The sequence below is a fragment of the Kosakonia pseudosacchari genome, assembly GCF_015167415.1.
GTDB lineage: Bacteria > Pseudomonadota > Gammaproteobacteria > Enterobacterales > Enterobacteriaceae > Kosakonia > Kosakonia pseudosacchari.
This window is the reverse complement of the sequence record NZ_CP063425.1, coordinates 1,300,039-1,320,132: the sequence shown is the minus strand read 5'-3', so window position 1 is coordinate 1,320,132 and position 20,094 is coordinate 1,300,039. Positions and strand designations below refer to the sequence as shown.

Sequence of the window (20,094 nt, the reverse complement as noted above, 5' to 3'; positions counted from 1 at the left end):
TAAGTAAACGAAGCGGGAATGTATAAGCTGAACAGGGCGAAGCAAACCGCGAGAAACGCGAGGAACAAGCACGAGAAAACAACCGATATTTTGAATTTAATTCTTTGAAAAATTACAGGAAATTAACCAGAGGTAACCGATGATTAATCCACCTGCCAGTGAAAAAGACAGAATCAATCCCGTGGTGTTTTACACCTCTGCCGGACTGATTCTGACATTTTCACTGGTCACCATTTTGTACAGCGATTTAGCCGCGGCCTGGATCCAGACCACCGTAAACTGGGTGTCATCCACCTTTGGCTGGTATTACATGCTGGCCGCCACGCTCTATATCGTGTTTGTGATTTATATGGCCTGTTCGCGTTACGGGGCTATCAAGCTCGGGCCGGAACAGTCCAAGCCGGAGTTCAGCTTATTAAGCTGGTCAGCGATGCTGTTTGCCGCCGGGATTGGTATCGACCTGATGTTCTTCTCCGTCGCGGAGCCGGTCACGCAATATATGCAGCCGCCGGAAGGCGCAGGCCAGACGATAGAAGCCGCACGCCAGGCGATGGTGTGGACGCTGTTCCACTACGGGTTAACCGGCTGGTCGATGTATGCGCTGATGGGCATTGCGCTGGGCTACTTTAGCTACCGCTATAATTTGCCGCTCACGATTCGTTCGGCGCTCTATCCTATTTTCGGCAAACGCATTAACGGCCCGATTGGTCACACGGTGGACATTGCCGCGGTGATCGGCACTATTTTTGGTATCGCCACCACACTTGGCATTGGCGTGGTGCAGCTTAATTACGGCTTAAAAGTGCTGTTCGACGTACCAGAAGGGCTAACCGCGCAGATGGCGCTGATTGTGCTGTCGGTGGTGATCGCCACCATTTCGGTCACTTCTGGTGTCGATAAAGGTATCCGCATTCTTTCGGAATTGAACGTGGCGCTGGCGCTCGGGCTGATTCTGTTCGTGCTGTTTATGGGTAAGACCGATTTCCTGCTCAACGCGCTGGTGCTCAACGTTGGTGACTACATCAACCGCTTTATGGGCATGACGCTGAACACCTTCGCGTTTGATCGCCCGACGCAGTGGATGAACAGCTGGACCCTCTTTTTCTGGGCCTGGTGGGTGGCGTGGTCGCCGTTTGTCGGGCTGTTCCTCGCGCGGATTTCTCGCGGGCGCACCATTCGTGAGTTCGTGCTCGGCACGCTGATCATTCCGTTTACCTTCACCCTGCTGTGGCTGTCGGTGTTTGGTAATGCCGCGCTGTATGAAATTATTCACGGTGATGCGGGGTTCGCCCAGGAAGTTATCTCCCACGCTGAACGCGGTTTCTACAGCCTGCTGGCGCAGTACCCGGCGTTTAAACTCAGCGCTTCTGTCGCCACCATTACCGGCCTGCTGTTTTATGTCACCTCGGCGGATTCTGGCTCGCTGGTACTGGGTAACTTCACCTCGAAGCTGAAAGATATCAATAGCGACGCGCCAAACTGGCTGCGGATTTTCTGGTCGGTCGCCATCGGTGTGCTGACTATGGGTATGCTGATGACCAACGGCATTTCCGCCCTGCAAAACACTACGGTTATCATGGGCTTGCCGTTCAGTTTTGTGATCTTCTTTATTATGGCCGGGCTGTATAAATCCCTGAAGGTGGAAGATCACCGCCGCGCCAGCGCCAGCCGCGAAACCGCGCCATATATTCCGGCGAGCAACGACCGTCTGAGCTGGAAAAAACGTCTCTCGCGGCTAATGAATTATCCGGGTACGCATTACACCCGACAGATGATGGAAACGGTGATTTACCCGGCGATGCAGGATGTGGCAAAAGAGCTGGAACTGCGCGGTGGACGCGTATCGCTTGAAAATGTCGCGCCGGAGGAAGGCCAGCCGCTGGGCCACCTCGATCTGCGCGTCCATCTCGGCGAGGAGCAAGATTTTGTCTATCAGGTATGGCCGCAGCAATACTCGGTACCCGGTTTTACCTACCGCGCACGCAGCGGGAAATCGCACTACTTCCGCCTGGAAACCTTCCTGCTGGAGGGCAGCCAGGGCAATGATTTGATGGATTACAACAAAGAACAGGTGATTATCGACATACTGGATCAGTATGAGCGCCACCTGAACTTTATCCATCTGCATCGCGAAGCGCCGGGTAATAACATCGTCTTTCCACAACCATGAACAAACGGGCCACGTCGGTGGCCTGTTTTTTCTCGCAAAAGAATTGAAATTCGCCAATCTAATCGCTACGATTTTTAAAAAATCACATTGCTTAAGGTGACGACATGCCTGAGACCAAAGTGCTAACTGCGCACGTCCCAATTGAACTCGCGCAGAAAGTTGATTTACTCGCAGAAAGTAGCGAGCGCTCGCGCGGCTGGATAATCAAGCGTGCGCTGGCAGAATATGTCGAGCGCGCGGAGTTGCGACAATCGATGATCCAGCAAGGGCTGGAGGCTGTAGAGCGTGGTGAAACGCTCAGTAATGCAGAAGCCACAAATTGGCTTAAAAGCCTGGGGACGGCTAATCCACTTCCATTACCAACGCCCCGAAAATAGGTATTTTTCATGCAATTAGAATGGACGCTGCTTGCATTACAGGATATCGAAAGATTATCCCGGTTTTTATTTCTGAAAAATCCCGAAGCGGCGCGAAAGGTCGTCGCGATGCTTGCCGATGCGCCAGAAATGCTGTTACTGCATCCGCAAATAGGCCCGGCGGATGACGCATTCTCGCCGCGCGACGTCCGCTCGTTATTTGTCGGTAGCTACGAGATGATTTACGAGCTGACCGACACCCGCATCATTATTTTGCGTGTCTGGCACACCAAAGAAGATCGATAAGCCCATCCCAGGAGACCCTTTTCGGGATTATGCAGGCCACAACCCCATTGCCATCCGCGCGATGCCGAGCAGTGTTTCCCGGCTTGCGCCGTCGCGCGCCTGAATCGACATCCCCTGCTGAATGCTGACATACAACCGGGTCAGCGCGTCGATATCGGTCGCCGCAGGCAACTCACCGCGTTCTTGTGCTTCGCTCAGGCGCGCTTTTAACTGCGCAATCCCGCCGTCACGCAACTGCCGCACCCGCTCGCCGAGACGCTCATTGCCTTCGCTGGCGACAGCGGAAAGCGTCACCATGCAGCCGTGCGGCAAATCGCAACGCGTTAAAATCTCCGCTGAACGCGCCAGCCACTGCGCAATGGCCTTTTTCGGCGATGGCTCGTTTGCCATATCGCCCCAGATAAGCGGCGCAACGCACTGTTCGTAGTGCTGTAACACCTCATCGTAGAGATCTTCTTTACTGCCGAACGCCGCATACAGGCTCGGCGATTTGATGCCCATCGCCTCGTAGAGATCGTTCATGGATGTTGCGGTGTACCCCTTCTGCCAGAAGAGTTTCATCGCTTTATTCAACGCCTCGGTACGGTCAAATTCCCGTGGTCTTCCCCGGCTCACTTTCGCCTCCTCGCATTTTGTGCTGATCGGTATATTAATAAGATTGACGAATGTATGGAAGCCTGTTTATTTTAATTATGTATCAATCGACACATAATTCAGGAGACACCATGTCACATTCACTTGCAGGAAAACGCGCGCTGGTCACTGGTGCGAGCCGTGGTCTCGGCAAAGCCATCGCCTTAACATTGGCGCGGGAAGGGGCGGACGTCGCCATCACCTGGGAAAAATCCGCCGATAAAGCACACGCTGTAGTAGAAGAGATCCGTGCGCTGGGGCGTAACGCCGTGGCGATCCAGGCCAACAGCGCCGAGCCACAAGCAGCCCGCGCCGCTGTTGATCAAACCGTACAGCAACTCGGCGGGCTGGATATTCTGGTCAATAACGCCGGCATCGCGCGCGCCGGGCAGTTAGAAGCCATGGCGCAGGAAGATATTGACGCGATGATCAACGTCAATATTCGCGGCGTGGTCTACGCCACCCAGGCAGCAATTCCGCACCTGCCGGACGGCGGGCGCATTATCAATATCGGCAGTTGCCTCTCCGATCGCGTGCCATTTAAAGATATCGCCATTTATTCGATGACCAAATCGGCGCTGAACTCGCTAACTCGCGGGCTGGCGCGGGATCTGGGCTCACGCGGCATTACCGTCAATATGGTGAAACCCGGTTCAACGGACAGCGACATGAACCCGGCCGACGGCGAAGGCGCGGAGGAGCAGCGCCGTATGATTGCGCTGGGGCATTACGGCGAAGCGCAGGATATTGCCGAAGCGGTCGCTTTCCTCGCAAGCCCGGCGGCGAAGCAGATTACCGGTGCGGATATTGTGGTTGATGGCGGGACAAACGCCTGATCCCGACGTAAAAGAAAAGCGGCGCTGGTGCGCCGCTTTTTTCGTAAGTGAGGTTAACAGCAGCGTGCGCCACCTTTCCCGCCGTAACGCGCATCCTGGCGTTCGCGGAAAAACTCCTCATAGGTCATCGGCGTCTGCTCCGGGTGCGTCACGCGCATATGCTCGACATAGTTGTCGTAATCCGGAACGCCAATCATCATTTTCGCCGCCTGGCCTAAATACTTCCCGGCTTTTGAAAGCGTATCGAACATAAAACCTCCGCGTTACGCGATTAATGCACGCCTTTTGCCTGGCCGACAATCTGCTCAACATCGCCCGTCATTTCCTGATACGGCGTCTCGTTCGCTGTCGGCTGGTCCTCTTTCAGCGCCGCCAGCGCGGTTTTCAGCGAATAGAACGCCAGCACCACCACCACAACCATAAAGAAGATGGTTAAACCAGCATCCAGGCGGTTGTTAAACACCAGTTGCGCCAGTTGCGACTGGGTATACTGCGCCGGAATGTTACCACTGTCGATCATCGCCTGGAACTTATTGGCAATCGCCAGGAAGCCCACTTTCGCATCCGGGCTAAAGGCTTTTTGCCAGCCAGCGGTAAGCGTACAAACCAGCAGCCAGGCTGTCGGCAGCAGCGCCACCCATGCATAACGCTGGCGTTTCATCTTGAACAGCACCACCGCACATAGCATCAGCGCCATGCCCGCCAGCATCTGGTTGGCAATACCAAACAGCGGCCACAGGGTGTTAATACCGCCGAGCGGATCAACGACGCCCTGGTGCAGGAAATAGCCCCACGCCAGCACGCACAAGCCGGTTGCCAGCAGGTTAGCGGGAAGTGATTCCGTGCGTTTGAGATTCGGCGAAATCACGCCGAGTAAATCCTGCAGCATAAAGCGCGCCGCGCGCGTTCCCGCATCGACCGCCGTCAGAATAAACAGCGCCTCAAACAGAATGGCGAAGTGATACCAGAACGAGACATCCATCAGGCCGCCGAGCGCACCGTGCAGAATGTAGGCCATGCCCACCGCCAGCGTTGGCGCGCCGCCCGCGCGTGAAATGATCGACTGCTCGCCCACTTCGCTGGCAATCTGCCGGAGCGCATCCGGGGTAATACTAAAGCCCCAGCCGCTCACCACCTGTGCCGCCGAGGCCACCACATCGGCGGTTCCGGCTGGCGCTAATACCGCCATCGGGCTGTTCATGGCGAAGTAGACGCCCGGATCAATAATGCACGCCGACACCAGCGCCATGATCGCCACAAACGACTCCATCAACATGCCGCCGTAACCGATAAAACAAGCCTGCCCTTCACTGGCGAGCATCTTCGGCGTGGTGCCGGAGGAAATCAGCGCATGGAAGCCAGACACCGCGCCACAGGCGATGGTAATAAACAGGAACGGGAACAGGTTACCGGTCCACACCGGGCCGGTGCCGTCGACAAATTTGGTCAGCGCAGGCATGGTCAGCGTCGGGCGCATGATCAGAATGCCAATCGCAAGGCCAATAATGGTGCCGATTTTCAGGAACGTTGACAGATAATCACGCGGGGCCAGCAGCAGCCATACCGGCAGCACCGAAGCGATAAAACCGTAGCCCACCAGCATCCACGTCAACTGAACACCGGTGTAATCAAAATACGGCGCTATCGCCGGATTCGCCGCCACCCAGCCGCCAGAAATAATGGCGAATACCAGCAGCACCAGGCCAATCACCGACACTTCGCCAATGCGCCCAGGGCGCAGATAGCGGATGTAGATGCCCATAAAAATGGCCAGCGGAATGGTAAAGGCGACGGTGTAGGTTCCCCACGGGCTGTGGGTCAGCGCTTTGACAACAATCATCGCCAGCACCGCAAGGATAATCACCATGATCATAAAGGTCGCCACCAGCGCAATCACGCCGACGGTCGGCCCCATCTCCGCTTTCACCATCTCGCCGAGCGAACGCCCGTCGCGACGGGTGGAGATAAACAGCACCATGAAATCCTGCACCGCACCGGCCAGCACGACGCCGGCGAGGATCCAGATCATGCCCGGTAAATAGCCCATTTGCGCCGCCAGCACCGGCCCCACCAGCGGACCTGCCCCGGCAATCGCCGCAAAATGGTGACCGAACAGCACTTTTTTGTCTGTCGGCACGTAATCAAGACCATCGTTGTAACGCACCGCCGGAGTCATGCGCGTCGGGTCAACCTGCAGCACATTTTTGGCGATGTAGAGGCCGTAAAAACGGTAAGCGATAAGGTAGATACAGACCGCGGCCACCACTATCCACAGTGCGTTGATCTGTTCACCGCGATTAAGCGCGATATAGCCGAGGGCAAATGCGCCAACCAGCGACAGCACGCCCCAAATAAGGTATTTCCCTGAGTTGTTCATAGCGGGTATCCGTTGAGAGACAGAGAGATGTTACATTTTGTATCTATATCAACTCACGGGTTTTAACAACTTTGAAACATGGGAAATTTGCCCTGCCACCAGGCATTTACCTGATTGTGTTAACGGGATCGCAAGAATGCGCCCTCTCCCGTCAAGGAGAGGACGAAACTACCCCAGCACCGCCGTGCTGAGGCGACAGGTGCAGCAGCGTCGGCCTTGTTCGTCAAACACCACGATTTCCCAGCTTTGGTTTTGCCGGCCAAGGTGCAGCGGCTGGCAAACGCCGCGCACTTTCCCCTGTGAAACCGGGCGGTGATGGGTGGCGTTTAATTCCGTGCCCACCACACACTGGCCGTCGCGGGTCATCAGATAGCCCGCCATCGATCCCAGCGTTTCCGCCAGCGCCGCCGAAGCACCGCCATGCAGCAGGCCAAACGGTTGATGCGTGCGGCCGTCTACCGGCATTTCCGCTTCAAGGAAATCATCACCGATGCGGGTATAAACCATAGCCAGATGCGCCACCAGCGTGTTTTCGCTGGTCGCATTCAGTTCTGCAAGCGTTAAATGACGTTTCCAGATCATCTACGCCCCCAGCGTTGAGCCGCCATCCACCACGATGTCCTGCAAAGTGATATGGCTTGCCAGATCGGACGCGAGGAACAAAATGGTGTTCGCCACCTCCTGCGGGCGGGCGATTTTCCCCAGTGGAATGCCGAGCTTAAACTGCTCGCCAAAACCGCGAATCCGCTGCTGTTCGGCGTCATCGCTCACCCACAGCGTGCGCTGCATATCGGTGTCAGTCGAACCCGGTGAAACCACATTGCAACGTACATGGCTTGCCGCCAGCTCAAGACCGACGGTGAGCGCCAGGCTTTTCAGCGCCGCTTTCGATGCACCATAGGCGCTCATGCCGATACGCGGTGTGTGCGCCGCATCGGATGCGACGGTGACTATCGCCCCGCTCTGCTGACGGCGAAATTGCGCCATCGTCTGCTGAAACAGGTTAAACGCGCCGCCAACGTTAACGGCAAAAGTGGTTTGCCAGGCTTCTGGTGTCAGCTCATCGGTGGCGCCCATATGTAAAACCCCGGCGGCGTTCACCAGCACATCCAGCCGCGCGCTCTGAGCCAGCAGGCGCTGGCATACCGCCTGTACTTGCCCGGCATCGGCAACGTCCACCACTTCACAGGAGAAGGGGTAATCCGTGCCGCCAAAGGCCAGATCAAAACCAGTCACCTGTGCGCCCGCCTCGACAAAGGCCTGCGCGGTGGCGTAACCGATGCCTTTACCGGCACCGGTCACCCAGACAATTTTGCCGGTAAAATCCAGACCGGCCATTATTTCACCTCGCGCGCAAGCAGCGCCCACCAGGCGTCAATGGTCGGGTTCTTCGCCAGCATGACAAAATCGATATCGCTGTGGACTTTGCGCCAGCGCGCGGCGAGCGCCATCATGCGCACGGAATCGAGACCGTAATCAATCAGGTTTTCATCGTCCTGCGGTTCGTCGGATTCATCCAGCAGCGGCAGGATCAGCGCGCGTAACGCCGCTTTGTTTGCCGGTGCGGGCAGCAGATCGTGCGTCATCACCACGCGACCGGAACGCCCGGCGACATAGTTCAGCGACATCAGATGCTCTTCGCGGCTGAAATCCGCCAGCGCGTCGGCAACCATAAACGGTTTGATATCGCGCATAAACGCGTCAGTCGCAGTGGTCATACAGCCAATGTGCGAATAAACGCCGGTGATCAACAACTGGTTACGCCCCGTCTCTTTGAGCATCTGCTCCAGCGGCGAGCGGTGAAACGCGCTGTAGCGCCACTTCACCAGCACGGTGTCGGCTTCGTCGGGGATCAGCGCAGCGACAATTTTCTGCTGCTCCGGCGAGCGGGTTAAGCCCGGCCCCCACATATCGTTGAGCAACGCGCGGTCTTCATCGTTCTGCTCTTTCGGCTGCGCGGTGTAGTAAACCGGGATATGGTTTTGCTTACAGAAATCGCGCAATCTAGCGATGTTCGCCACCACTTGCTGCATCATCGGGCAATTTTCGCCCCAGAAGTTAACAAAGTAGTCCTGCATATCGTGGATCAGCAGCGCCGCACGTTCCGGCTCGAATGGCCAGCTCACTTTGTTTTGCGGAATATCGGCCGCGCCTGGCAGCGCGTAGCCCTGTAATTTTGGAATCGCCATCTTCTCTCCTTTACGCGGTGGCGCGCTGCGCTAACCACTGGCGTAACTGTTTTTTATCAACCTTGCCTACCGGCGTTAATGGCAGCGCGTCCACGCACTCCACGCGATCCGGCAGCTTGAACTCGGCAACGCCCTGCTCGCGCAGGAAGCGGCGGACTGCCACCGCGCGCAGCGGCGTTTTCACCACCAGATACGCGCAGCTTTTTTCACCCAGCAGGCTGTCTTCCATGCTGACCAGCGCGGCGTGGATCACCGACTCATGGCGCAGCAGCAGGTTTTCGATCTCCTCGGCAGCAATTTTTTCGCCGCCGCGATTGATCTGATCTTTTTCGCGCCCCTGTACGGTGATGTACCCCTGTTCGTCGATCGAAATCAGATCGCCGGAGCAGTAAAAACCGTTGTCATCAAAGGCGCTGGCATTGTGTTCGGGGCTGTTAAAGTAGCCGCGAAAGGTATACGGGCCACGCGTCATCAGGCGGCCAACGTGGCCTGGCGGCAGCAGATTGCCGTTTTCATCCGCCACCCACACTTCATCATCCGGGCACATCGGGCGGCCTTGCGTATTGATAATGCGTTCGAAGGGATCATCCAGTCGGGTGTAGTTCACCAGCCCTTCCGCCATGCCGAACACCTGCTGCAACTGGCAGCCGATCTCCGCCGGAATGCGTGCTGCAAGCGTTGCCGATAACCGCGCGCCGCCCACCTGTAACAGCCGCAGCGAGGCGAGTGGCGCATTGCTGCCCCACTCGGCAATCGCCTGTAACCACAGGCTCACCGCCGGCGGCACCAGCGCGGTGACGTTAATCTGGTGTTTTTCAATCAGCGGGAAGCAGAGCGTAGCGCTCGGATCGGCCGCCAGCACCACGCAGCCTCCGGCATGGAAAACACCCAGCGCGCCGGGTGAACTCAGCGGATAGTTGTGCGCCGCCGGCAGTGCGCAGAGATAACGGGTTTGCACGTTAAATCCGCAGATTTCGTTACTGCGCACAATGCTGTAGTAGTAATCATTGTGCGTGCGCGGAATGAGCTTCGGCGTGCCGGTGCTGCCGCCGGAAAGCTGGAAAAACGCCACTTCATCGGCAGGCGTTGGCGTGGCGATAAAGTTATCTGCCGGGCGGGCAATGACGTTTTCCAGTGCCTGCTCACCATTGTCGCCACGCAGCAGCACTGCGCGCACCGACGGGTGCTGCGCGGTAAACGCGGTGAGGAAATGGTCATTCTCGAACAGCGTGTGGGCGCGATCGGCAATCAGCAGCGCCGGAGCGATTTGCGCGGCATAGGCGTTCAATTCGCTGCGCTGATGGCTGAACAGCGCATTCACTGGCGCGACGCCGATTTTCAGCAGCGCAAAGAAGGTGATGTAGAACTCGCTGACATTGCCCAACTGCACCAGCGCGGTTTCCCCGCGCGTGATGCCCTGCGCCTGAAGCGCTGAGGCCAGATTGTCTGAAGCCTCGTTGAGCTGGCGGTAGCTGTAGCGCCGTTCACCGTCAATCACCGCCGTGGCGTCACTGTGCGCGTGGCGGGTTAAAATATCGGTCAGCGGAAAATCCTGCCAGTAACCCATTTCACGGTAACGTTGGGCGAATTCGTGCGGCCAGCGGGTAAAAGCAATGGTCATGGTTAATCCTCAATGCAAACCGAATGCGTTCAGCATGGTGCTCAGCTTGACGCCGGTTTCGCGCCACTCCGAAAGCGGCGACGAGGCCGGAACAATTCCGGCACCGGCAAACAGACGTACGCTTTTATCGTGAAGACGCGCGCAGCGGATGGTAACCACCCACTCACCGTTACCTTCGGCGTCGCACCAGCCGACAATGCCGCCAAACAGCTCGCGGTTGAACGGCTCCAGCTCGGCAATCACCTGTTTCGCCACCTGGTGCGGGAAGCCGCTCAGCGCAGGTGTCGGATGCAGTAGACAAGCCAGCGTCAGCGCGTTTTCCTCTGCTAATGCGGTGCCTTCAATCGGCGTGGCCAGGTGCCATAACGTTGGTGTCGTGACCAGTTGCGGTGAATCCGGCAGCGTCAGGGTTTTACTGCGCGGTTGCAGCACGTTTTTCATCGCCTGGGTCACCAGTTCGTGTTCATGGCGGTCTTTTTCCGAGGCCAGCAGTTTGTTGCCCGCTTCACGATCGAGAATGTCGTCCGGCTGACGACGCGCCGATCCGGCGAGCGGCAGTGAACTGAAGTGCTCCTGCTCCTTTCGCAGCAGCAATTCCGGGCTCGCGCCCAGCAGTACGCCGCCATCGGGCAGCGGAACGTGGAAGTTGAAACTGGCCGGGTTCTGGGCAATCAGCCGCTCCAGCAGCACGCCGCTGTCGATGCGGCTGTCGGTAGTGATCTCAATCAGACGTGAGAGCACCACTTTGTCGACTTCCGGCGTGGCGGTGCGGGCGGCGGCGTTCGCCACCATTTGCATAAAGGCGTCCTGAGCGGGGATTTCCTGCTGCGCCATGACATTCGGCATCGCGCCGCTGTTGAAATAACGCGCGGATCGTTGTTTCTCCGGGCGGGAGAAGGTTTGCCAGGATTGCGGGATAAACAGTGCGGACGGCTGCGTGGTATCGAACGGGATCGCCCCTACCATCACCGGGCGGGCAATGCCCTGCGCTTTCGCATCGGCAAAGGCTTGCGCCAGCTTTTGCTGGAAAGCGCTCTGCGGCGCATCGCCGCCTGCGGCTGGCTCGCAGAAACGCGCCACGCACCCGGAGGTGGTGAAACTGCGGTACGGCGACATAAAGAAAAACTGATCCGCGGCCAGCGTCTTCGCAGACTGCCGGGTTTCCTCAGCCAGGGACGTATCCATATCATCCTCCAACAATGATAAATGAACTAAGAATGATTATCATTTGTGTTTTGTTGCAGTAAGATAAAAAGTTATGCCCTGCTCTGTCAACAGCAGATTCTTCGACAGCAGCGCTAATGCTTGCATCTGCTTCATTCAACGATGAAAATGAGAAGCATTAACCTCAACAAAAACAGGATACGCGTGTGAGATTCTCTTTATGGAGCCGTAAGCCCTTAGTGTTTTTGAGCATTTTTGTTTTAGGACTAACCTCAGCCACCGCCGCCGACTGGCCGCGCCAGGTAACGGACAGCCACGGCACCCACACGCTTAGCAGCAAGCCGCTGCGCATTGTTTCCACCAGCGTGACGCTCACCGGTTCGCTACTGGCGATTGACGCGCCGGTTATCGCCAGTGGAGCCACCACGCCCAATAACCGTTTCGCCGACGAACAGGGCTTTTTGCGCCAGTGGGGCGACATCGCCAGACAGCGCAATGTTGCCCGTCTCTACATTGGTGAAGCCAACGCGGAAGCCGTTGCCGCGCAGATGCCGGATTTAATTTTGATCAGCGCCACCGGCGGCGACTCCGCGTTGCCGCTGTATGATCAGCTCTCGACCATCGCCCCGACGCTGGTTATCAACTACGACGACAAAAGCTGGCAGGCGCTGTTAACGCAGCTTGGCGAAATCACCGGTCACGAAAAAGAGGCGGCAGCACGTATCAGCCAGTTCAATCAACAGCTTGCTGACGTTAAAACACGCATGAAACTGCCGCTGCAGCCGGTCACCGCGCTGGTTTATACCCCGGCGGCGCACGCCGCTAATCTGTGGACCGCAGAGTCCGCTCAGGGCAAATTGCTGCAGCAACTGGGCTTTGCCCTCGCGCCGTTACCAACGAACCTGCACACCAGCCAGAGTCAGGGGAAACGTCATGACATCGTCCAGTTAGGCGGTGAAAACTTGGCCGCTGGGCTGAATGGCGAAGCGTTGTTTCTTTTTGCCAGCGACCAGAAAGACGCCGACGCGCTTAGCCAGAACCCGCTGCTGGCGCACTTGCCAGCGGTGCAAAACCACCGTGTGTATGCACTGGGCGCGGAAACCTTCCGCCTTGATTACTACAGCGCCACCCGCGTGTTACAACGTTTGTCGGCGCTGTTTGGGTAATCAGGCTTCTGTGGCGGGCTGCGCCTGGCGAAAACGCCGCAGCTCGCCGAGCACCACCACCAGCAACACGCCAACAATCGCCAGCACAAAACCGCTGATGCTCGCCGATGATGTGGGCGTCATCATTGATGCCATCGCGCCAAGCAGCGCCGCGCCGATGGCGTCGCCCGTGACATTCTGCGCCGTCCATAAACCGTTAATTCGCCCGAGCATCGCTTCCGGGGTTTGTGTTTGCAGCAGCGTGTATTGCAGCAGCGAACTCACCGCCGTCAGCCAGCCGCATAACGCCAGGAACAGCACACCCAGCGCCCAGACGGGCATCAGGCTGAATAAACCGATGGCGATAAACGCGCCCACGGACGCCAGCAGCATAATCACGCCGGGGCGTTCGCTGTGCGCCAGCCTGCCGCTGGTTAACGCCCCAATCGCCGCGCCAAGCGGTAGCGCGGCATACAGCAAACCAATTTCTGCCGCCGACATATTCCAGCTTATCGCCAGCGCCGGGTAGAGCACCCGCACCGCGCTGGCCATCGTTAATAGCCCGCCAAGTAGCGCGATGCCGCCAATCAAAGGGTTGTGCAGTAAAAATTTCAGGGCGGTAAGTAGCGATTTCAGCGGGTGCTCGCGCGGTTGGGGTGGTGGCGGTAATGCAGGCAGGCTAAGTAACGGCAACAGGGTGATAAACGTGCCCGCCGCCGCCAGCCCGTAGTTCCACGCCACGCCGCCGGTCGCCAGCAGCAAGCCGCCGCACATGGGCGAAATAACGGAACCCAGCCGCACCGTCAGCATGGTGATTGCGCCAGCGTGCATCAGATTTTCACGCCCGACCAGCGCCGGGGTCGCCGCCAGCAACGCCGTCACACCCAGCGCGCCGAAAAAACCATCCCACAAACCGAGCAGATAAATTGCCAGCAGCGAAGGCGTCGGCAATAAGGCATTCAGATACAGGCCGATAAAACCGACGCCGCAGGTGGAACGAGCCAGCAGGATCAGCTTTTTGCGCTCGAAACGATCCGCCAGAACGCCGCCAAACATCAGGCCGACGAACATGGCGCTACCGGTCAGCGTGACAGCAAGGCCAACTTGCCAGCTGGAGTGGGTCATCGCCTGGATTTGCACTGGCACCGCCACGCCCAATAACCCCAGCGAGAGAATTGAGATAAAACGCGCCAGAAATACCGCGCGAAACGCCGGATGCGTACGCAGCAGACTCAGGTTTAACAGCCAGGATTGTTGCTTCATTCCAATGCCTTAAATACACACTTTCTATGTCCATTCGCAGGCTGCGCATGGTAACATATCAAAACAAGATCGATAACGATAATTACTATCATTATCAAATTTGGGACGTTTTATGTCGTGTTCTGCTTTCCCGGCGCGCCCCGTTGCCCTCGCCGGGTTATTGATATTGTTGGTTGTCGCCGTTGCACTCAGCCTGTTTATTGGCGCAAAACCCCTGCCCGCCGCGGTCGTCATCGACGCCCTGACTGGCGTCTGCCAGAGCGCGGACTGCACCATCATCAACGATGCCCGCCTGCCGCGTACGCTGGCAGGTTTACTGGCGGGCGGCGCACTGGGTATTGCCGGTGCGTTAATGCAAACGCTCACGCGAAATCCGCTCGCCGATCCCGGCTTACTCGGCGTTAACGCTGGTGCCAGTTTCGCCATTGTGCTCGGCGCGGCGCTGCTGGGTAAAGTCACTCCCGTCGAACAACTGTTGCTCGCTTTTTGCGGCGCACTGGCGGCGTCGCTGCTGGTCGCCTTTACCGGCAGCCAGGGCGGCGGGCAGCTCAGCCCGGTTCGCCTGACGCTGGCGGGCGTGGCGCTGGCAGCGGTGCTGGAAGGGTTATCCAGTGGCATTTCGTTGCTTAATGCCGACGTTTACGATCAGTTGCGCTTCTGGCAGGCCGGTTCGCTGGATATCCGCACCCTGCAAACGCTAAAAATTGTCCTGATCCCGGTGCTGCTGGCAGCGACCATTGCACTAATGCTGAGCCGCGCGCTTAACAGCCTGAGCCTCGGCAGCGACACCGCCACGGCGCTGGGCAGCCGCGTGGCACGCACGCAGTTGCTCGGTTTAGTGATCATCACGGTGCTGTGCGGCAGCGCGACGGCGGTCGTCGGCCCAATTGCCTTTATCGGTCTGATGATGCCGCACATGGCACGCTGGCTGGTCGGCGCGGATCACCGCTGGTCGCTGCCGGTCACGCTGATTGCCACCCCTGCCCTGCTACTGTTCGCCGATATCATTGGCCGCCTGCTGGTGCCGGGCGAATTGCGGGTTTCCGTGGTTAGCGCCTTTATTGGCGCGCCGGTGTTGATCGTGCTGGTGCGCCGCGCGCGCGGAGGCGGCTTATGATGGCGCCCTCCCGCCGCCTGCTCGGCAGTTGTTTATTTATGGTTATCGCCGCGTTGTTATTGACAGCGTGGGGGTTACGTAGCGGTGCAGTGACGCTGGCGTTTTCGCAGGTGCTTGACGCGTTCACCGGCGACGCGCCACGCGCCATGCAACTTGTTGTGATGGAGTGGCGCTTGCCGCGCGTACTGATGGCACTGCTGGTGGGCGCAGCGCTTGGCGTCAGCGGCGCGATTTTCCAGTCGCTAATGCGTAACCCGCTCGGTAGCCCGGATGTGATGGGCTTTAACACCGGCGCGTGGAGCGGCGTGCTGGTGGCGATGGTGCTGTTTGGTCAGCATCTGGCGGCGATCGCGCTGGCGGCGATGGTCGGCGGTCTGCTGACCTCGCTGGTGGTCTGGCTGCTGGCCTGGCGCAACGGCATTGAGACGTTCCGCTTGATCATCGTCGGTATTGGCGTGCGCGCCATGCTGGTGGCGTTTAATACCTGGCTGCTGCTGCATGCTTCGCTGGAAACGGCGCTCTCCGCCGGGCTGTGGAACGCCGGGTCGCTCAATGGGCTGACCTGGGTGAAAACCACGCCTTCCGCGCCGATCATGCTGGTGATGTTTCTTTTTGCCGCTCTGCTGGCGCGACGTATGCGGCTGCTGGAAATGGGCGATGACAGCGCCTGCGCGCTTGGCGTCAGCGTTGAGCGTTCACGAATGCTGCTGATGCTGGTGGCTGTCGCACTCACCGCCGCCGCAACAGCGCTGGCGGGGCCGATTTCGTTTATCGCGCTGGTCGCGCCGCATATTGCCCGCCGGATCAGCGCCACCGCGCGCTGGGGGTTAACTCAGTCCGCGCTGTGCGGTGCGGTGTTGTTACTGCTGGCGGATATGATTGCCCAGCACAGTTTTACGCCTTATCAGTTGCCGGTCGGCGTGGTGACCGTCAGCCTGGGCGGTATTTACCTTATCGCCTTGTTAATTCAGGAGTCTCGCAAGAAATGACCGATTTATCTGCCCGTTTGCGCGGCGAAGCGCTCACCCTTGGCTACGGCAAAAAAGTGGTAGCCGAACACTTAAGCGTGGCGATCCCCGACGGCCATTTCACCGCCATTATCGGCCCTAACGGCTGCGGTAAATCTACCTTGCTGCGCACACTGAGCCGCCTGATGACACCAACGCAAGGTCATGTTTATCTTGATGGCGAGCAGATCCAGCGCTATGCCAGCAAAGAGGTGGCGCGCCGCATAGGGTTGCTTGCACAAAACGCCACCACGCCCGGCGATATCACCGTGCAGGAACTGGTCGCGCGCGGGCGTTATCCGCACCAGCCGCTGTTTACCCGCTGGCGTAAAGAGGATGACGACGCGGTGCAGCGGGCGATGCGGGCAACCGGGGTGGAAAGCCTGGCCACACAGAGTGTCGATACGCTCTCCGGCGGGCAGCGTCAGCGGGCATGGATCGCGATGGTGCTGGCGCAAGAGACGGCGATCATGCTACTTGATGAACCAACGACCTGGCTGGATATCAGCTACCAGATCGACTTACTGGAACTGTTGAGTGAGCTGAACCGCGAGCAGGGCTACACGCTGGCGGCGGTGCTGCACGATTTGAACCAGGCGTGCCGCTACGCCACGCATCTGATTGCCCTGCGCGACGGCAAAATCGTCGCCCAGGGCGCGCCAAAAGAGATTGTCACCGCAGAGCTGATTGAAGCGGTGTATGGCATGCGCTGCATGATCATTGACGATCCCATCGCGCATACCCCGCTGGTGGTGCCGCTCGGGCGTAGCGGGCGGTAATCGCCCCTTTTCATTTACCCTGGGCAGTGGGGAAAATAACCAACACCAGTTAGATGTCGCTCGTCGATGAAGGGAGCGCTATAACAGCGCAATTTCACAGAATTATATTGAGGAATATTTAATCTCTGGAAAAGACACCGTGTGGTGAATATTTACTGAAGTCAACTTATATGCATAAAAATAAGAAGCGGCGCAGTTCAATAAACAGCACCGCTTTTTAAAAAACACAAAACTCATTCACATTAACCATGCTACTCATTGTTAATGACACGTTGCTTACTTGCTTTCATTTCAATTAATGCATTTTTCTTAGCAAGGTATTCTTGAATAATTGGATGCCGAGAGTGGAAATCAAAAGTCTTTGCTGGTCTTAATTTCTCGCGACCTAAACTTAATGCAGTTGCTGCGATATTATCTGCATTATGTAGTGCGGTTTTAAGTCGGCTTAATCCCGGATCTCTTTTGTGCATGCCAAGTTGTAAAACTTCATCCATATTGGAGTACCAACGATTAAAGTCAGAAATCATTTCGCGAACTACGACATCCACATCATTCGATGACGTCACCTTTCGATAAAAATAATCCTGAGTCCCCTTGTCCTTATATAACTCTGCCCATTTCCCAGAACGAGGAACACCATGAAAATGAGACGTTTCATGTAAAAGGACGGCAATATTAGATGTTAGCCCCATTGTCTCTATATAATGTTTAGTGATATATATCTTTTTATTCCACGCTTCAACTTTGCTATCAGCCAGTACGTATGCAACGCCCCCCCCTCCTGTTCTTTGCTCGTCTGAATCATGAGCAAATGGCGCTTCCTTAAGTTTATTGAGCATAAATTCAAAGCGTGCGAGCAATTCGCCGCGAAACCGTGATGTTTTCACTTTTTTTCTTGAGGTTGCTCCTTGATATATTTCTCTTATCCTCCGTTTTGTTTCTGGCGTTAATTTTTTTTGCTGGAGCTTCGCAATGGCCTCTTTCAGAACTGAAACCGCATTTTTACGTTCAAATTCTATACCAATATCCTTTATATCAACGGGTAATTCCGAATTAAATCCATCGGGATCGTTTAACGTCACAGGATTATTTCTGACCATCCTGAACAAGTTGAGTCCATCCACCGTACCTGCCGGGTCAACACTGAGCCACCGCCCCGCCCACGGCTGGTAATAGCGGTAGCCGTAGTAATAGAGCCCGGTTGCGTCCTGCTCCTTGCCGGAGTAACGAATCGTTTTGTAATCTGCCTCCATCTGGCTGCGGGCGACGAACAGTGCCGTGCCGCCAAACGGGTAATACTCTTCCTGGCTGATTAACTCGCCGCTGCTGTCCACTTCGAGGCTGCTGCTACCGATGAGATTGTCGTAACTGTAACGAATCGGGTCATTGCTGATGCCGTCAGGCTGCCCGCTTTCCCAGTGTAAAATCCGTACCTGCGCGCGGCCGGCCACGCCAACGGTTATTACCTGCAATTCTTCGGCTGCGCTGCTGCGCAGTTCCAGCCCCGGCAGGTAAATCACCCGTTTTGTCTGTGTGCTGTTGCCGGTCAGCTGTGAGGTGATTTTGACGATGCGCTGGCTGGCGGCGTCGTAACGGTAGCTTTCACTGTCGTCGGCTGCGCCGTCGCGGGTGACGGGCGTGACCTGCTGCAGCTCCTGGCGCGGCGTCCACTGGAGTGTCTGCCCCGGTAAAAGCTGTTTCTGCTGACCGCCAGCGGTAAACAGCGCCTCCACATCGGCCGGGTTTTCCGTAAACGTGCTGAGCACCGCGCGGTTGCTGCGGTCGCTGACGGTAATTGATGTCGTGTAGTTATTGCCGGATGCGGGCGCGCTGTGCTGAATTTTCGTCAGATTACCGGCGTTGTCGTAGGTGTAAGTTCGGGAATAATTCGTGTAGGTGGCGTCGTCAAAAGAGGAGAAATCAGGCCGGCTGCTGCCCTGCTGTACCGCGTTTGCCATTTCGCGCCCGGTCGCGCTGATAAGCTGGTACAGGCTGTCGTAGGCGTAGCGGTTTTCGGGAACCACTTCCTGATTGCGCCAGAAACGCGTCTCCTCAGCATCGTTGGTGATGACCAGCACATTGCCCACCGGGTCGTACTCGTACCGCAGGTCCTGCAGCACTTTCGCGGCTGTAATGCGCTCGGTTTTAATCCCCACCAGCCGCTGGGTTTCGGCTTCGTAGGAATACGTGGTCACCACACCGTTGCCGTGCTCTTCGCGCAGCTTCTGTCCGGCAGCGGACCAGGTCAGGGATTTCACGATAATCTGTTCGGAACCGCCATTCACCGTCAGCCAGCTGCCTTTCAGCAGACCTGCCACATCATACGCCACGCGCTGCATATTGCCTTTCGCATCGGTAGTGGTGAGCACATTCCCGGCGGCGTCCACCGTGCTGGTAGTGGTGTAAGTTTCGCCCGCCAGCAGGTCGTTCCACGCGGAGGCGTCCGCCCCCTGCCAGTCGGCTTCTGTACCGTCCGGCAGCAGCTGGCGGGTGACGGAAAGCGGCACGCCGCTCAGGGAAAAACTGGTCGTAGAAAGCAGACCTGCCGGGTCATAGTGGCTGACCATCTGACTGGCGAGGTTGTGGTTCTGTTCATCAGCCGAATTACCGGCCCAGACGAAGCGCTCGCTGATTTTTCCCTGCTCGGTCACGCTCAACGGGCGTCCCGGCAGACCAGCATCTTCATACTGAAAGGTACGGGTCACGGCGGCGCTGCGTTCGTTACCTGTGCCAATATTGCTGACCTGCAAAAAAGCCCGCCCGGCGGCGTCGTTCAGTGCCACCGTCGTTCCGGCATCGGCACTTTGCGTGCGCAGCGGCGTACCGTCGAGGTCGCTGATAAAGCCAAAATTCACCAGCCCGGCCGCCGCAAGGCGCGGGTCGGCACTCTGCGCGGGAAAACCGCGCGCATTGAACTGATGGCGGATAATGCGTTCGTCGGTAATATCGGGGGAGTCGGGATGGCGGTGATATGCCATTTCGCGCACTATCAGGGCACGATTATCAAGCACCATGACGGTCGGGGTTTTGCTGAAAAGTGAAATGTTCACAGATTTTCTCCAGAGTAGTTATGGAACAATCTGTTCAAATTATAAGCATAAAAAAAACAATCACTGCGGAAATAATCAACA

The 20,094-nt window shown here is 57.2% G+C and carries 18 protein-coding genes; 8 read left to right on the top strand and 10 right to left on the bottom strand.

Going from position 1 to position 20,094, the window contains the following annotated elements:
* The first annotated feature begins 139 nt into the window (after positions 1–139).
* From IP581_RS06080 to IP581_RS06070, 3 genes are all read left to right on the top strand, one after another.
* Complete coding sequence (locus IP581_RS06080) at positions 140–2,170, top strand: choline transporter (protein ID WP_193821996.1); 2,031 nt, start codon at positions 140–142, stop codon at positions 2,168–2,170.
* 104 nt (positions 2,171–2,274) lie between these two features.
* Entirely contained in the window at positions 2,275–2,547 is a 273-nt protein-coding gene (locus tag IP581_RS06075; protein ID WP_086871384.1) for a CopG family ribbon-helix-helix protein, read from the top strand.
* Between the two features lie 9 nt (positions 2,548–2,556).
* Complete coding sequence (locus tag IP581_RS06070; protein WP_086871382.1) at positions 2,557–2,832, top strand: type II toxin-antitoxin system RelE/ParE family toxin; 276 nt, start codon at positions 2,557–2,559, stop codon at positions 2,830–2,832.
* A gap of 27 nt (positions 2,833–2,859) precedes the next feature.
* Here the strand turns inward: IP581_RS06070 and IP581_RS06065 are convergent, their stop codons facing one another.
* Positions 2,860–3,447, bottom strand: a complete 588-nt coding sequence (locus IP581_RS06065; RefSeq protein WP_086871380.1) for a TetR/AcrR family transcriptional regulator — start codon at positions 3,445–3,447, stop codon at positions 2,860–2,862.
* 110 nt (positions 3,448–3,557) lie between these two features.
* Between IP581_RS06065 and IP581_RS06060 the strand changes: the two genes are divergently transcribed.
* Positions 3,558–4,301 carry an SDR family NAD(P)-dependent oxidoreductase gene (locus IP581_RS06060; RefSeq protein WP_086871376.1) on the top strand — a complete coding sequence of 248 codons (744 nt, stop codon included), beginning with the start codon at positions 3,558–3,560 and terminating at the stop codon, positions 4,299–4,301.
* Positions 4,302–4,354: 53 nt separating this feature from the next.
* On the opposite strand, the gene IP581_RS06055 is transcribed toward IP581_RS06060, so the two are convergent.
* From IP581_RS06055 to entC, 7 genes are all read right to left on the bottom strand, one after another.
* Entirely contained in the window at positions 4,355–4,552 is a 198-nt protein-coding gene (locus IP581_RS06055) for a YbdD/YjiX family protein (protein WP_017455812.1), read from the bottom strand.
* 20 nt (positions 4,553–4,572) lie between these two features.
* Positions 4,573–6,678: a pyruvate/proton symporter CstA gene (gene cstA, locus IP581_RS06050; RefSeq protein ID WP_193821995.1), complete on the bottom strand. Its 2,106-nt coding sequence runs from the start codon at positions 6,676–6,678 to the stop codon at positions 4,573–4,575.
* A gap of 168 nt (positions 6,679–6,846) precedes the next feature.
* Complete coding sequence (gene entH / locus IP581_RS06045; RefSeq protein ID WP_193821994.1) at positions 6,847–7,260, bottom strand: proofreading thioesterase EntH; 414 nt, start codon at positions 7,258–7,260, stop codon at positions 6,847–6,849.
* On the bottom strand, positions 7,261–8,016 hold the full coding sequence (gene entA, locus IP581_RS06040) for a 2,3-dihydro-2,3-dihydroxybenzoate dehydrogenase EntA (RefSeq protein ID WP_193821993.1): 756 nt from the start codon (positions 8,014–8,016) through the stop codon (positions 7,261–7,263).
* Entirely contained in the window at positions 8,016–8,867 is an 852-nt protein-coding gene (locus IP581_RS06035) for an isochorismatase (protein ID WP_193821992.1), read from the bottom strand. The genes entA and IP581_RS06035 overlap by 1 nt, the downstream gene beginning before the upstream one ends.
* Positions 8,868–8,877: 10 nt before the next feature.
* Positions 8,878–10,488, bottom strand: coding sequence for a (2,3-dihydroxybenzoyl)adenylate synthase EntE (entE, locus tag IP581_RS06030; RefSeq protein ID WP_193821991.1), 1,611 nt, complete (start codon positions 10,486–10,488; stop codon positions 8,878–8,880).
* 9 nt (positions 10,489–10,497) lie between these two features.
* Positions 10,498–11,673, bottom strand: a complete 1,176-nt coding sequence (gene entC, locus IP581_RS06025) for an isochorismate synthase EntC (protein ID WP_193821990.1) — start codon at positions 11,671–11,673, stop codon at positions 10,498–10,500.
* Positions 11,674–11,891: 218 nt separating this feature from the next.
* On the opposite strand from entC, the gene fepB reads away from it, so the two are divergent.
* Positions 11,892–12,818: a Fe2+-enterobactin ABC transporter substrate-binding protein gene (gene fepB / locus IP581_RS06020; RefSeq protein WP_407659145.1), complete on the top strand. Its 927-nt coding sequence runs from the start codon at positions 11,892–11,894 to the stop codon at positions 12,816–12,818.
* Here the strand turns inward: fepB and entS are convergent, their stop codons facing one another.
* Positions 12,819–14,060: an enterobactin transporter EntS gene (entS, locus tag IP581_RS06015; RefSeq protein ID WP_097400543.1), complete on the bottom strand. Its 1,242-nt coding sequence runs from the start codon at positions 14,058–14,060 to the stop codon at positions 12,819–12,821.
* A gap of 112 nt (positions 14,061–14,172) precedes the next feature.
* On the opposite strand from entS, the gene fepD reads away from it, so the two are divergent.
* From fepD to fepC, 3 genes are read left to right on the top strand one after another with little or no spacing between them, the layout of a single operon-like run.
* Positions 14,173–15,177: a Fe(3+)-siderophore ABC transporter permease gene (fepD, locus tag IP581_RS06010; RefSeq protein ID WP_193821988.1), complete on the top strand. Its 1,005-nt coding sequence runs from the start codon at positions 14,173–14,175 to the stop codon at positions 15,175–15,177.
* On the top strand, positions 15,174–16,166 hold the full coding sequence (gene fepG, locus IP581_RS06005; RefSeq protein WP_193821987.1) for an iron-enterobactin ABC transporter permease: 993 nt from the start codon (positions 15,174–15,176) through the stop codon (positions 16,164–16,166). Before fepD ends, fepG begins: the two co-directional genes overlap by 4 nt.
* Positions 16,163–16,963, top strand: a complete 801-nt coding sequence (gene fepC, locus IP581_RS06000; RefSeq protein WP_193821986.1) for an iron-enterobactin ABC transporter ATP-binding protein — start codon at positions 16,163–16,165, stop codon at positions 16,961–16,963. Before fepG ends, fepC begins: the two co-directional genes overlap by 4 nt.
* Before the next feature lie 251 nt (positions 16,964–17,214).
* Here fepC and IP581_RS05995 read toward each other — a convergent pair whose 3' ends face one another.
* Complete coding sequence (locus IP581_RS05995; protein ID WP_193821985.1) at positions 17,215–20,013, bottom strand: RHS repeat domain-containing protein; 2,799 nt, start codon at positions 20,011–20,013, stop codon at positions 17,215–17,217.
* Between the last annotated feature and the right edge of the window lie 81 nt (positions 20,014–20,094).